General features: G+C 70.9%; 13 protein-coding genes. 3 read left to right on the forward strand and 10 right to left on the reverse strand.

What is annotated here, in order from left to right; all coding sequences use genetic code 11:
- Position 1: 1 nt before the first annotated feature.
- Both ACIBJC_RS26235 and ACIBJC_RS26240 read left to right on the forward strand, forming a co-directional pair.
- The gene (locus ACIBJC_RS26235) at positions 2 to 1,567 is read left to right on the forward strand and encodes an MFS transporter (protein WP_399296441.1); all 1,566 of its coding nucleotides are present in this window, start codon (positions 2 to 4) and stop codon (positions 1,565 to 1,567) included.
- 43 nt (positions 1,568 to 1,610) lie between these two features.
- Complete coding sequence (locus ACIBJC_RS26240) at positions 1,611 to 2,450, forward strand: TetR/AcrR family transcriptional regulator (protein WP_399296443.1); 840 nt, start codon at positions 1,611 to 1,613, stop codon at positions 2,448 to 2,450.
- A gap of 96 nt (positions 2,451 to 2,546) precedes the next feature.
- Here the strand turns inward: ACIBJC_RS26240 and ACIBJC_RS26245 are convergent, their stop codons facing one another.
- The 4 genes from ACIBJC_RS26245 to ACIBJC_RS26260 all read right to left on the reverse strand — a co-directional run bounded on the left by ACIBJC_RS26245 (position 2,547) and on the right by ACIBJC_RS26260 (position 7,063).
- Entirely contained in the window at positions 2,547 to 3,011 is a 465-nt protein-coding gene (locus ACIBJC_RS26245; RefSeq protein WP_114626809.1) for a PPOX class F420-dependent oxidoreductase, read from the reverse strand.
- 67 nt (positions 3,012 to 3,078) lie between these two features.
- The gene (locus ACIBJC_RS26250; RefSeq protein WP_399296445.1) at positions 3,079 to 3,906 is read right to left on the reverse strand and encodes a YceI family protein; all 828 of its coding nucleotides are present in this window, start codon (positions 3,904 to 3,906) and stop codon (positions 3,079 to 3,081) included.
- A gap of 108 nt (positions 3,907 to 4,014) precedes the next feature.
- Positions 4,015 to 6,537, reverse strand: a complete 2,523-nt coding sequence (locus tag ACIBJC_RS26255; RefSeq protein ID WP_399296447.1) for an MFS transporter — start codon at positions 6,535 to 6,537, stop codon at positions 4,015 to 4,017.
- A gap of 13 nt (positions 6,538 to 6,550) precedes the next feature.
- Positions 6,551 to 7,063, reverse strand: coding sequence for a MarR family winged helix-turn-helix transcriptional regulator (locus tag ACIBJC_RS26260; RefSeq protein ID WP_399296449.1), 513 nt, complete (start codon positions 7,061 to 7,063; stop codon positions 6,551 to 6,553).
- A gap of 274 nt (positions 7,064 to 7,337) precedes the next feature.
- On the opposite strand from ACIBJC_RS26260, the gene ACIBJC_RS26265 reads away from it, so the two are divergent.
- Complete coding sequence (locus ACIBJC_RS26265; RefSeq protein ID WP_329828319.1) at positions 7,338 to 7,547, forward strand: hypothetical protein; 210 nt, start codon at positions 7,338 to 7,340, stop codon at positions 7,545 to 7,547.
- A gap of 213 nt (positions 7,548 to 7,760) precedes the next feature.
- On the opposite strand, the gene ACIBJC_RS26270 is transcribed toward ACIBJC_RS26265, so the two are convergent.
- The 6 genes from ACIBJC_RS26270 to ACIBJC_RS26295 all read right to left on the reverse strand — a co-directional run bounded on the left by ACIBJC_RS26270 (position 7,761) and on the right by ACIBJC_RS26295 (position 12,926).
- Entirely contained in the window at positions 7,761 to 8,657 is an 897-nt protein-coding gene (locus ACIBJC_RS26270) for an RNA polymerase sigma factor SigF (RefSeq protein WP_399296452.1), read from the reverse strand.
- 233 nt (positions 8,658 to 8,890) lie between these two features.
- On the reverse strand, positions 8,891 to 9,739 hold the full coding sequence (locus ACIBJC_RS26275; RefSeq protein WP_384925957.1) for an RNA polymerase sigma factor SigF: 849 nt from the start codon (positions 9,737 to 9,739) through the stop codon (positions 8,891 to 8,893).
- 176 nt (positions 9,740 to 9,915) lie between these two features.
- The gene (locus ACIBJC_RS26280) at positions 9,916 to 10,209 is read right to left on the reverse strand and encodes a Dabb family protein (protein ID WP_329828322.1); all 294 of its coding nucleotides are present in this window, start codon (positions 10,207 to 10,209) and stop codon (positions 9,916 to 9,918) included.
- A 122-nt stretch (positions 10,210 to 10,331) separates the two neighbouring features.
- The gene (locus ACIBJC_RS26285; protein WP_329828324.1) at positions 10,332 to 10,496 is read right to left on the reverse strand and encodes a hypothetical protein; all 165 of its coding nucleotides are present in this window, start codon (positions 10,494 to 10,496) and stop codon (positions 10,332 to 10,334) included.
- A 399-nt stretch (positions 10,497 to 10,895) separates the two neighbouring features.
- Positions 10,896 to 12,098 (reverse strand): serine hydrolase domain-containing protein, encoded by a 1,203-nt coding sequence (locus tag ACIBJC_RS26290; RefSeq protein WP_399296455.1) that lies wholly within the window; start codon positions 12,096 to 12,098, stop codon positions 10,896 to 10,898.
- Positions 12,099 to 12,281: 183 nt separating this feature from the next.
- Positions 12,282 to 12,926, reverse strand: coding sequence for a response regulator (locus ACIBJC_RS26295; protein ID WP_399296457.1), 645 nt, complete (start codon positions 12,924 to 12,926; stop codon positions 12,282 to 12,284).
- Positions 12,927 to 12,929: the final 3 nt, after the last annotated feature.

Consider the following 12,929-nt stretch of genomic DNA (forward strand, 5'->3'; position numbering starts at 1 on the left):
CATGCCGACGACGGCCGCCGAGAACCGGACCACCCCCGCCCGTCATCCCCAGCGCTGGCTGATCCTCGGTGTCATCTGCCTCGCCCAGATCACCGTGCTGCTGGACAACACCATCCTCAGCGTCGCGATCCCCTCCCTCACCCGCGAGCTGGGCGCCTCCACCTCCGACATCCAGTGGATGGTCAACGCCTACTCCCTCGTCCAGTCGGGCCTGCTGCTCACCGCGGGCAACGCCGCCGACCGCTACGGCCGCAAGAAGCTCCTGATCGCGGGCCTCGCGCTGTTCGGGATCGGCTCCCTGGCGGCCGGACTCTCGCAGACCAGCGCGCAGTTGATCGCCGCCCGCGCCGGAATGGGCGTCGGCGGCGCGCTGCTGATCACCACCACGCTCGCCGTCGTCGTCCAGATCTTCGACGACACCGAGCGCGTCAAGGCGATCGGCCTCTGGTCGACCGTCAACTCCCTCGGGTTCGCGGCCGGTCCGCTGCTCGGCGGGGTCATGCTCGAACACTTCTGGTGGGGCGCGATCTTCCTGATCAACATCCCCGTCGCCGTACTCGGCCTGGTCGCGGTCGTCGCGCTCGTACCCGAGTCGAGGACGAAGGAGGGCGACCGCCCCGACCTCCTCGGCGCGCTGCTCTCCACCATCGGGATGACCGCCGTCGTGTACGCGATCATCTCGGGCCCCGACCACGGCTGGGCGTCCGGACAGGTGCTGCTCGCCGCCGCCGTCGGGGTGGTCGTCCTCGGCGCGTTCGTCCTCTGGGAGCTGCGCGTCCCGTATCCGATGCTGGACATGCGCTTCTTCCGCAACCAGCGTTTCATCGGCGCGGTCGGCGGCGCCGTCCTGGTCGCCTTCGGGATGACCGGCTCGCTCTTCCTGCTGACCCAGCACCTCCAGTTCGTCCTGGGATACGGGCCGCTCGACGCCGGTCTGCGCACGGCGCCGCTCGCGCTCACCGTCATCGTCCTCAACCTCCTCGGCGTCGCGGCGCGCCTGCTGCCGAGGATCGGCACCCCGGGGCTCATCGCCACCGGAATGTCGCTGGTGGCCGCCGGACTCGCCTCGATCGCGCTGCTCGGCGCCCACGGGTACGGCGGGATGCTGCTCGGCCTGGTCGTGATGGGCGCGGGCGTGGCGCTCTCCATGCCGGCCATGGCCAACGCCATCATGAGCGCGATCCCGCCGGAGAAGGCCGGGGTCGGCGCGGGCATCAACGGCACGCTGGCCGAGTTCGGCAACGGCCTCGGCGTCGCCGTCCTGGGCGCGGTCCTCAACGCCCGCTTCGCCGCCCTCGTACCGGCGGCCGTGGGCGCGGCGTCGCTGCCGGCGGCGCTCGCGGCGGCGGACGGCGCGGCGGAGCGGCTGCGGATCTCGGACGCGTTCGCCAGGGGCCTGGAGACCAGCCAGCTCGTCGGCGCCGTGGCCGTCCTGGCGGGCGGGCTGCTGGCGGCGCTGCTGCTGCGCAGGGCGGAGCGCATGGACCGGGGCGGGGACGGGCGTACGGAGGCTCCGTCGGGTGCTCCGTCAGGGGCTCCGTCGGGCGCCCCGCCCGAGGCGGCCTAGGCCTGGTCACCGCACTAGCATGAGGAAACGAGGAGGCTCACCCATGGTGTCGGAAGCCGACAGCGCCCAGCGCCCCGTCCGTACCAGCGTGTGGCTGGAGGGCAAGCCGGCGGGCCGTGGCCGCAGGAACGCGAGTACGGGCACGAGCACCGGCGCGAGTACGGGCACGGACCACCCCCACGGGCTCGACCGCGACCACATCACCGTCGTCTCCGTGCGGCTGCTCGACGCGGAGGGCCCGGCGAAGTTCTCCATGCGCCGGCTCGCCGCCGAGCTGGGGGTGACCGCGATGTCCCTCTACTGGTACGTGGACACCAAGGACGACCTCCTCGAACTCGCCCTGGACGCGGTCTTCGGCGACGTCCGCGTCCCCGACCTGACGGACGAGGACGCCGACTGGCGCGACCAGCTCCGCGAACTCGCCGCCAGCTACCGGGCGGTGCTCGTCCGCCACCACTGGGTCTCGCCGCTCGTCGGCAAGTTCCTGAACATCGGCCCGCGTTCGATGGAGTTCTCCGCGGCGGTCCAGGCGGTCCTGGGCCGTACGGGACTGGCGCGCCAGGACCAGATGGGCGGGCTGGCCGCGGTCTTCCAGTTCGTGTACGGATTCGGCACCATCGAGGGCCACTTCGTCCAGCGCTGCGCGGACGCCGGGCTGTCGCAGGACGCGTACTTCCGGCAGGCGATGGGGGCCGTCGAGGAACAGCCGGGGTACGAGGGGACGTTCGACAACGCGGGCGAGATGATGGCGGCGCGCGGCGGCGACACGGTCGAGGAGATGCGCCAGCGGGACTTCACCTTCGCGCTGGATCTCCTGGTGGCGGGCATCGAGGCGATGCGGGACCGCGCCGCCGCCCGGGACCGGGACGGGCGCGGGGACTGACGTACGACTGACGTACGGCCCCGGACCCCGGAAACGTACCGACCCGGACCCGGAAACGTACGGACCCGACCCCGGAAACGTGCCGACCCGGCGGCCCTACGGCGCCAGGTGCGCCGGAAAGCCGCCCGTCGCGAGCGGGCTCCAGCGCTCCGGGGTGACGCGGATGATCGACTTGCCCTGCTTCACCATCGCCGCGCGGTACTCGTCCCAGTCCGGGTGCTCCCCCGCGATGTTCCGGTAGTACTCCACCAGCGGCTCGACCGACTCGGGGGAGTCGATGACCTCGGCCGTACCGTCGACCTGCACCCACGGGCCGTTCCAGTCGTCCGACAGGACGATCACGCTCACGCGCTCGTCACGCTTGGCGTTGCGCGTCTTCGCGCGCTCGGGGTACGTGGAGACGACGATCCGCCCCGAGTCGTCCACCCCGCAGGAGAGCGGGGAGCCCTGGGGGCGGCCGTCGGCGCGGGTGGTCAGCAGGATCGCGCGGTGCCGGGGCCGTACGAACTCCAGCAGTCCGGCGAGGTCCACGGTCGTGTTCGTTGCGATGTTCGGTGCCATGGTCCGCACCCTATGACGCCGACGGCCCCGGAGGCGGACCTCCGGGGCCGTCGGCGTTCCCGCGTCCCTATCCCTCGGGGAGGTTCTCCCCCCGCACCGCCTGGATCTCCAGCTCGATGCGGAGCGTGGTCCCGATCGCGGCGATCCCCGCCTGGACGACCTGGTTGTAGTTCATGGCGAAGTCCGCGCGGTGCAGCTCCGTCGTCGCGTGGAACGCCGCCCGTACGCCGCCCCACGGGTCGGGGCCGGTACCCAGGTAGCTCAGGTCCAGGTCCAGGTCGCGTACGACGCCGTGCAGCGCCAGCCGGCCGTGCACCTTCCAGCGGTCCGGGCCCGCCGGGGTCAGTCCCGTACCGCTGTACGTGATCTGCGGGAAGCGCTCCACGTCGAGGAAGTCCGGCGACTTGAGGTGCTTGTCGCGCAGCCCGTTGCCCGTGTCGATGGTCGCCGCGTTGATGACCGCCTCGACGCGCGCCTGCTCGGGCCCGCCGCCGGTGTCGAGGATCTCGATCCGGCCGCCGAAGTCGGTGAACCGCCCGCGCACGCTGGAGATCCCGAGGTGCTGGGCCACCGCGCCCACCGACGAGTGCGCCGGGTCGATGCTCCATGTCCCGGGCGGCGGCAGCTCGACGCCGCCCTGCCTGGCCAGTGTCACCGTGCCGAGGTCCGCCCGCCCGGTCCTGGTGACCAGCGCGGTGGAGGCGACCGGCGCGTAGCCGACGGCCGTGACGACCACGGTGTACGGGCCCGGCACGAGCGGCGAGTCGTCCCGTACGGCCCCTTCCTCGTCCGCCCCGGCCCGCAGCACCTGCGTGCCCGTCATGTCGGTCATGGTCACGATCGCGTGCTGGACCGCCCAGCCGTCGCGCGTCCGTACCTGTCCCCGAAGTCCCATCCCTGTTCTCTCCTCGATCATGCGGATCCCGATGCCACCCTCAACGGGGCCCCGGCGTACGGGTGTCGGGCAGGGTACGGCCCGACACCCGTACGCCGGGGGGAGTAACTACGCTCCGGGGTGCGCGAGTTCGATGTCGTGGCCGTCGATCCCACGCCCCGCGACCGTCAGCGCACCGGCCACCGGAGGGTATCCGGTCGCGATCACCGTGTACTCGCCCGAGTCCAGGTCGGCGAAGGCGTACGCCCCGTCGTCCCCGGTCGTCGCCGTGGCGACCACGTTCCCGGCCGCGTCGACCAGCGTCACCCGCGCGTCCTGCGCGGGCCGCCGGTCGGCGCCCGCCCGGACCGTGCCCTGGACCAGGGCGCCGGCCCGGAGCGCGACGTCGATACGGGTGACGCCCTGGCCGCCGATCTCCACGGGCAGCGCCTGCGGACGGAAGCCCGCCGCGTTCACCGCGACCGTCACCGCGCCGGGGATCAGCTCGCCGAACGCGAACTCGCCCCGCTCGGTGGACTTCCCCGTGGCCAGCACATCGCCGCGCACATCGGTGACGATGACCATCGCGCCCTCGACGGCCGCGCCGCCGTCCGCGGCGCGCACGGACCCGGTGAGGCCGCTCGTACCGGAGAGCAGGATGTCGTACGCGAGCGGCTCGTCCCCGACGACCACCGTGGACGCCTGCGGCTGGAAGCCGTCGGCGGAGGCGATCAGGACGTACGAGCCGGCGCCCGGCGCGTCCAGGGAGTAGCCGCCGTCGGCCTGCGCGACCGCGCGGGCCAACTGGCGCCCGGCCAGGGAGATCAGGGTGACGGCGGCGCGGGGCACCGGGTCGCCCTCGGAGCCGAGTACCGCACCGCGGACGGCGGAACCGGGGATTCCGGCCGACGCGGTGATCAGCGCCGTCGTGGCCGCCGCTGTGGCCGCTGTCGTGGCCGGCGGCACGGGTATCGCCGCCGCCGCGGTCGCTCCGGCGCTCGCCGCGACCGGCTCGGGCGCGATCCCGGCGGTGGCCGTCACGCTCTCGGCGCTCTCGGCGCCATCGTCACCAGCTCGGGTCTTCAAAGCGACCTCCTTGATGAACAGCGTCAGGATGAACGCGACCAGCGCCGCCGGAGCCGCGTACAGGAAGACGTTCGCGACACCGTGGCCGTACGCCGCCTCGATGACCGGACGCATCGGCGCGGGCAGCGCGGCGAGGTCCGGGATGCCACCGCCGCCCGTACCGGCGTGGCCCAGGGCCGCGCCCTGCGGGCCGAGGTCGGCCAGGCCTTCCTTCACGTAGTGCGTGATCCGGTTGCCGAGCACCGCGCCCAGCACCGAGACGCCGACCGCGCCGCCCAGCGAGCGGAAGAAGGTGACGGTGGAGCTGGCGGAGCCGAGGTCCTGCGGGGCGACCTGGTTCTGGGTGGCGAGGACCAGGTTCTGCATCATCATGCCGACGCCGAGCCCCATGACCGCCATGTAGACGGCCACGTGCCAGTACGCGGTGTCGTACCGGATCGTGCCGAGCAGCGCCAGCCCCGCCGTGGTGAGCGCACCACCGCTGACCAGCCAGATCTTCCAGCGGCCCGTCTTGGTGATGACCTGGCCGGAGATCGTGGACGAGAGGAAGAGCCCGGCGATCATCGGGATGGTCATGACGCCGGACATCGTCGGCGACTTGCCCCGGGCGAGCTGGAAGTACTGGCTGAAGAAGATGGTGCCCGCGAACATCGCGACCCCGACGAAGAGCGAGGCCAGCGAGGCGAGCGTGATGGTGCGGTTACGGAACAGCCGCAGCGGGATGATCGGTTCCTTGGCCTTCGACTCGACGAGCACGAAGAGCAGGCCGAGTACCACCGAGCCGCCGACCATCGCGTACGTCTGCCACGAGATCCAGTCGTACTTGTCGCCCGCGAAGGTCACCCAGAGGAGCAGCAGGGAGACGGCCGCGCTGATGAAGAAGGCGCCGCCCCAGTCGACCTTGACCTCGCGCTTGACGACGGGGAGCTTCAGGGTCTTCTGCAGGACGATCAGCGCGATGACCGCGAACGGCACGCCGACGTAGAAGCACCAGCGCCAGCCCAGCCACGAGGTGTCGGTGATGACACCGCCGAGGAGCGGGCCGCCGACGGTCGCGACGGCGAAGGTCGCGCCGAGGTAGCCGCTGTACCGGCCGCGCTCGCGCGGGGCGATCATCGCGGCCATGACGATCTGGGCGAGGGCGGAGAGCCCGCCGACCCCGATGCCCTGGAAGACCCGGCAGGTGATCAGCATCGCGGCGTTCTGCGAGAGGCCCGCCACGGCCGAGGCCAGGACGAAGATGACCAGGGCTATCTGGACCAGCAGCTTCTTGCTGAAGATGTCGGAGAGCTTGCCCCAGATGGGGGTGGACGCCGTCATCGCCAGCAGCGACGCGGTCACCACCCACGTGTAGGCGCTCTGGCCGCCGCCGAGGTCGGAGATGATCTCCGGGAGGGCGTTGGAGACGATCGTCGACGAGAGGATCGCGACGAACATCCCCAGCAGCAGCCCGGAGAGCGCCTCCATGATCTGACGGTGTGTCATCGGCGTACCGCTCGCGGGAGCGGGGTCGCCGCCGCGCTTGGCGTGGCCGCCCCGCACACCCGTTGGTGTGGTCGTAGCCATGTGATTCCTTGTCTTACGTCTCTTGCCGCATGGGTGTACGGGCGTGTGTGTCTTCTGTGTCGTACCGGCTGTCGTACCGGCCTTCGTGGCGGTCGCGGCAGTCGCCGAAGCTGCTGCGCAACCTGCCGAGCAGCGCGTTGAGCTGTCCGACCTCGTCGTCCGTCCAGTCGTCGAGCGTCCGGGCGAACATCTCGGTCACCCGCCGGTCCAGCTCGCCGAGCAGTTCCCGCCCCAGGGGCGTGAGCCGCAGGATCCGCGAGCGCTTGTCGGCGGGGTCGGGCAACCGCTCGATCCAGCCACGTTCCGCGGCGTGCGCGACATGTCTGCTGGTCACCGACATGTCGACGGCCAGCAGCTCGGCGAGCCTGCTCATGCGCATCTCGCCGTGCCGTTCCAGCAGGGTCAGTACGGCGGCGGAGCCACCCGGGCACTCGGCGGGCAGGATCCGCGCGAGGCTGCGTTTGACGGCTCCGACGGCACTGATCTGCCGGGAAAGTTCCGCGTACTGACTGTGTGCGGCCGCCATGGCCCCTCCCGACATCTTGTTGCTTAGGGCAACCATAAGACCATAGGATCAGTTGGTTGCTGAAGGCAAACTAAATCGGGCTCATGGCGGTAAAGGAACCCAAAAGGCTTCGCATGGGGAAGGTCATGGGCGCGGTCGCGGGGGCGGCGCGGAGATGATCCGGGGAGATCGTGGGGGATCCGGAGGGATCCGGGGATACGGAACGGCCTCGGTCGGTCATCCGTCCCGGGCCCGGGGTTGGGCGGGGCCCACGGGTTCGCTAGGGTCCTGCCGTATGGCACACAACCCCCAAGCCCCGCAGGGACCCGAGGGAACTCCTGACCCGGCGGGCAGCACCCAGATGTTCCGCGCGTTTGTCGACGACGGGGAGCCGCAGCGCCGGCAGGCTCCTCCGCAGCAGAGCGGGCCGAAGGCCGGAGTGATCATCGGTGTGGTCGCGGCCGTCGTGGTCCTGGCCGTGGTGGCCTGGCTGGCCTTCGCCTGATACCGGGGCCTCTCCTTGATACCGAGGCCCTTCCTGACACCGAGGCCTCTCCCGATACCGAGGCCTCTGACGCCGGGGGTCGTGCGGGATTCCGCGGACCCGGCGGGCTCGTCATGTCGGAACCCCGCCCGCGTCGTCGTCCGGCGTCTTCTCCGGAAAGCTCGGCTCTCCCGAATTTCCCGAAGACCGGACGGTGGGCGGGGTCCGCGTGCCTCAGTCCGAGATCAGACCTTCCCGCAACTGCGCGAGCGTACGGGTCAGCAGCCGCGAGACATGCATCTGCGAGATGCCGACCTCCTCGCCGATCTGCGACTGGGTCATGTTCGCGAAGAACCGCAGCATGATGATCTGCCGCTCACGGGGCGGGAGTTTGGCGAGCAGCGGCTTCAGCGACTCGCGGTACTCGACGCCTTCCAGCGCCATGTCCTCGTAACCGAGCCGGTCGGCGAGCGAGCCCTCCCCGCCGTCGTCCTCCGGAGAGGGCGAGTCCAGCGAGGACGCCGTGTACGCGTTGCCGACCGCCAGGCCGTCGACCACGTCCTCCTCGGACACGCCCAGTACGGCGGCGAGTTCGGGCACGGTCGGGGAGCGGTCCAGCTTCTGCGCCAGCTCGTCGCTGGCCTTGGTCAGGGCGAGACGCAGCTCCTGGAGCCGCCGCGGCACCCGTACCGACCAGGACGTGTCCCGGAAGAACCGCTTGATCTCGCCGACGACGGTCGGCATCGCGAACGTCGGGAATTCCACGCCCCGTTCGCAGTCGAACCGGTCGATCGCCTTGATCAGGCCGATCGTGCCGACCTGGACGATGTCCTCCATCGGCTCGTTGCGGCTGCGGAAGCGGGCCGCCGCGTACCGCACCAGCGGCAGGTTCAGTTCGATGAGGGTGTCGCGTACGTAGGTGCGCTCCGGGCTGTCCTGGTCGAGCACGGCGAGCCGCAGGAACAGGGAGCGGGACAGAGTACGGGTGTCGATGGCTTCCGGCTGGGACACCCGTGGCTGGACCACGTGGTTCTGGACCGCATGGTTCTGGTCCACCTGGTCGAGAGCATCGGGCGCGGGAGCGCTCTTCGTGAGCGTGAGCACCTTCGAGCTGCCCTGTTCTACGGACATGCCACCCCCTTGAGGTCGCGGACGGTCGCGTCGGCCGCTCCCGTCGGAGGAACGCAGCCTCCACCTGAATACCGGTGAGGAGGCCGCGGCAAACGCGGTTCCAGCAGAATGTCACATGTCGGCAACACGCTGTAGTGACATGTCGACATGAAGGTGCTGGATACGTCCAAAAAGAAGGCGGTATGGGGCATTTCGCCCCAGGCGAGGAACGTCCGAGGTTCTACCCCTGGGGGTTACGCCTCGATCCGATTTGCGGATCGCAACCTGGCGAAGCTGCGCGCGAGAAGCCGTGACACATGCATCTGGGATACGCCCAGCTCCTGGCTGATCTGTGACTGCGTCAGGTTGTTGTAGTACCGGAGCATCAGGATCCGCTGCTCGCGTTCGGGCAGTTGCACCAGCAGATGCCGGACCAGGTCGCGGTGCTCCACACCGGCCAGCGCGGGGTCCTCGTAGCCGAGCCGGTCCAGCAGCCCGGGGAGCCCGTCGCCCTCCTGCGCGGCCTCCAGGGAGGTCGCGTGGTACGACCGGCCGGCCTCGATGCAGGCGAGCACCTCCTCCTCGGAGATCTTCAGCCGCTCGGCGATCTCGGCGGTCGTGGGGGAGCGGCCGTGGGCGGTCGTCAGGTCCTCGGTGGCGCCGGTGACCTGGACCCACAGCTCGTGGAGCCGGCGCGGGACATGGACCGTCCGAACATTGTCCCGAAAGTAGCGTTTGATCTCGCCGACGACGGTCGGCATCGCGAACGTGGGGAACTGGACGCCACGTTCCGGATCGAACCGGTCGATGGCGTTGATCAGCCCGATCGTGCCGACCTGGACGACGTCCTCCATCGGCTCGTTACGGCTGCGGAAGCGGGCGGCGGCGTAGCGCACGAGCGGCAGGTTCGCCTCGATGAGGGCCCCGCGCACCCGGGCGTGCTCCCTGGTGCCCGGCTCCAGTCCTTTCAGCTCGCCGAAGAGGACCTGGGTGAGCGCCCGGGTGTCCGCGCCGCGGCTCTGCGCCGTGGTCCGCTGCTCGGGCTCGGTCCGGCGTTCGGTTTCGATCTGGGGCGGCACTTGAGGCGTAGTACTGGCCGGCACGGTGACGCCACCCCTTTGCGGTCGACTACGTCAACTCATCCGTCAAAAGCGGTCATAGCATCACAAGACATGTCCACTGTGTGCAAGCACCCGAAAAAACCGTGTTGACGGTGAGATGGGGTAATAAACCCAAAAACCCCACACCGGGGAGGTGTGGGGTGAGGGGAGCGAACGGCTCAGAACTCGTAGTCGGCGATCACCCAGGTGGCGAATTCGCGCCACTGTGCGACGACCGCCTGGTGGGCCGGGTGGTCGAGGTAGCGCTGGAGCGCATCACGGTCGGGGACCGCCGAGTTGACGGCGAAGTCGTAGGCGATCGGACGGTCGGTGATGTTCCAGGCACACTCCCAGAACTCCACCTCCGGGACCTGCCCGCCCAGCTCCGTGAGGGCCTGGGCGGCGGCGGTCACCCGCGGCTCGTCGCGTGAGACGCCCTCGTCGAGCTTGAAGAGGACCAGGTGGCGGATCAAGGGGCACTCCTTGGGGGCGAAAAAAGGCGCTACGTCCGGGGCGGCGCCAGGTCCGGGGTGGGCGTCCGGGAAGGCGCTGCCTCCGGGCGGCGTCCGGAAAGGGCGCCACGTCCGGGACTCGTCTAGTTGATGAGCGCCGACATGAAGTCCCCGACGCCCTGCGCGGCGCTCGAAATGCCCTCGAACCCTACCTGGACGAGGTCCGCGGCCCGGTCGGGGGAGGTGATGATCGTGTACAGCACGAACACGGTGAGTCCGTACAGCACGATCTTCTTCGCTTGCCCCATCGGCCGCTTCCTTCCCGGTCTCCCCACGTGCGGTCGCGAGAGTCTAACCGTATGAACGGCAATGCCCTGAGGCCGCTTTTCCCTTGACGCGGCATTTATGGACCAAGGACCCGGAAGTCCGGGCCCTTCGCCTGGTAGCGCGCGTCAGGGAGGGCCGCACGATGGAGGGGCGCCCCGCGGATCCGGCAAGAGTCCGCGGGCGACGAACCGGCCTCCCTCTGCGGGGTCCGTGCCGCGCACTCCCCCCTGACGCGGTGCGGACCCACGAGGCCGGTTCCCCAGGGGGAGCGGCATCATCCCCCCCGATGCCGCTCCCCCTGCCAGGTCGCCTCCGGGCCCGAGCACGGGCCCGCGCGCCCCCGCCCCGCCTCGCTCCCCGTCCCAGCGGCCTCAGCGGTCTCAGCGGCAGAGCGCGCCGTCGACGGCGTCCTCCATCTGCTCCAGGTCGGACAGCTCGGACGGCAGAACGGTCACCGCGAAGTTGACGGCCCGGCCCTTCTCCGTGACGCCGCCGCGGGTCTCGTACCCCGGGATGTCCCCGCCGTGCCCCCAGTAGACGCCGCCGCAGGACAGCGGCTTGCTCATCAGGCCGAGTCCGTAGCGGGCGCCGGGCGACGGGTCCCCGGTGGCCGGGACCGTGGTGCGCATCGCGTCGAGCTGCGCCGGCTTCAGCAGCTTGCCGTCGAGCAGCGCGGTGAAGAACCGGTTCAGGTCGCGGTTGGTGGAGACCATCGCCCCCGCCGCCCACGCCGAGCTGGGGTCGGACACCGAGACGTCGCGCAGCGGCCCGCCGGGCTGGTCCGCGTGGTAGCCCTTGGGGTGCTTCTCGCGGATCCTCATCTCCCCGGCCTGCGGGAAGTACGTGTGCTGGAGCCCGATCCGCCGGACGACCCGCTGGGTGATCTCCTCGCCGAGCGGCCGGCCGGTGACCTTCTGCACGATCAGCCCCGCGACGACGTAGTTGGTGTTGCTGTACCCCCACTGCTCACCGGGCTGGAAGGCGGCCTTCCCCTTCAGCGCCATGTCGATCAGGTCGCGCGGCTCCATGTAGCGGTGCTGGAAGTCGGCGTAGTCGCCCGCGATGGCCTCGGTGTACTCCGGCAGTCCGCTGGTGTGCTGGAGGAGCTGGCGCACGGTGATCCGGCGCCCGTCGACCCCGTCACCCCGGAGCAGGCCCGGCAGATACGTCTCGACCGGCTCGTCGAGGCCGATCTTCCCCTCGCCGACCAGTTGCAGCACCACCACCGAGGTGAACGTCTTCGTGTTGCTCGCGATCCGTATCTGCCCGTCGGCCGGGACCGGGGTACGGGTCGCGAGGTCGCCGACCCCGGCGGCGTACGTCCGCGTACGGCCGTCCCGCTCCTGTGTGGCGGCCAGGGCACCGGGGCGTGCGCCGTCGCGTACCAGGTCGTCCACCAGCCCCCGCATCACGTCCTCGCCCTGCCGGTCCCGCTTCTCCTGGTGGGCGCCGCGGCCCGTGTCGGCCGCCGCGTACGCGGTCGGCAGCCCCAGGCCGGCCAGCAGCGTGAGGGCGACCAGCGCGGTGACCTTACGGGAACCGCGGCGGCGGACGGGAACGGCGGCGGGAACGTGCTCGGACATGCGGAAACTCCTCCGGGACGGGCGGCCGGGTCGGTGGTGACCGGGTCGGCCCTCAGCATGTCCGCGAAGCCGGTGCGGCCGTAATCCCGCTCGCTGGGGTATGGAGGGTGGTGCTGACTACACCTCCGGCCCGCGCCTCGGACCGCCCACGACGCTCTCAGGCCGCCCACCGCCCTCAGGCCGCTACGCCCTCAGATAGGTGAGCACGGCCAGCACCCGCCGGTGACCGGCGTCCGTCGTGGGCAGCCCCAGCTTGGTGAAGATATTGCCGATGTGTTTGTGCACCGCGCCCGCCGAGACGGTCAGCAGACCGGCGATCGTCGCGTTCGAGTGGCCCTCCGCCATCAGCCCCAGCACCTCCCGCTCACGCGGGGTCAGGCTGTGCAGCGGGTCGTCGGCCCGGCGGCGTACCAGCAACTGGGCGACGACCTCCGGGTCCATCGCCGTACCCCCGTCGGCCACCCGCTGGAGCGCTTCGAGGAAGTCGCCGACCTTCCCCACCCGCTCCTTGAGCAGATAGCCCACCCCGCCGCTGCCGTCGGCCAGCAGCTCGGTGGCGTAACTGTCCTCCACGTGCGCCGACAGGACGAGCACCGCGAGCCCCGGCTGCCGGCGCCGCGCCTCCACGGCGGCGCGCAGCCCCTCGTCGCGGTAGGTCGGCGGCATCCGTACGTCCACGAGCGCGACGTCGGGCCGGTCGGCGGCGACGGCGGCCAGCAGGTCGGTGCCGTTGTCGACGGCGGAGCTGACCTCGATGCCCTCGGCGCGCAGCAGGTGGGTGAGGCCCGCCCGCAGCAGGGCGTCGTCCTCGGCGATCACGATGCGCACGGG

The sequence above is a fragment of the Streptomyces sp. NPDC050509 genome (assembly GCF_044457965.1).
GTDB lineage: Bacteria > Actinomycetota > Actinomycetes > Streptomycetales > Streptomycetaceae > Streptomyces.

Coding starts and splice junctions, on each gene's coding strand:
- ACIBJC_RS26240 (WP_399296443.1), top strand. CDS start 1,611: ATGGTGTCGGAAGCCGACAGCGCCCAGCGCCCCGTCCGTACCAGCGTG.
- ACIBJC_RS26255 (WP_399296447.1), bottom strand. CDS start 6,537: ATGGCTACGACCACACCAACGGGTGTGCGGGGCGGCCACGCCAAGCGC.
- ACIBJC_RS26245 (WP_114626809.1), bottom strand. CDS start 3,011: ATGGCACCGAACATCGCAACGAACACGACCGTGGACCTCGCCGGACTG.
- ACIBJC_RS26265 (WP_329828319.1), top strand. CDS start 7,338: ATGGCACACAACCCCCAAGCCCCGCAGGGACCCGAGGGAACTCCTGAC.
- ACIBJC_RS26285 (WP_329828324.1), bottom strand. CDS start 10,496: ATGGGGCAAGCGAAGAAGATCGTGCTGTACGGACTCACCGTGTTCGTG.
- ACIBJC_RS26290 (WP_399296455.1), bottom strand. CDS start 12,098: ATGTCCGAGCACGTTCCCGCCGCCGTTCCCGTCCGCCGCCGCGGTTCC.
- ACIBJC_RS26235 (WP_399296441.1), top strand. CDS start 2: ATGCCGACGACGGCCGCCGAGAACCGGACCACCCCCGCCCGTCATCCC.
- ACIBJC_RS26250 (WP_399296445.1), bottom strand. CDS start 3,906: ATGGGACTTCGGGGACAGGTACGGACGCGCGACGGCTGGGCGGTCCAG.
- ACIBJC_RS26260 (WP_399296449.1), bottom strand. CDS start 7,063: ATGGCGGCCGCACACAGTCAGTACGCGGAACTTTCCCGGCAGATCAGT.
- ACIBJC_RS26270 (WP_399296452.1), bottom strand. CDS start 8,657: ATGTCCGTAGAACAGGGCAGCTCGAAGGTGCTCACGCTCACGAAGAGC.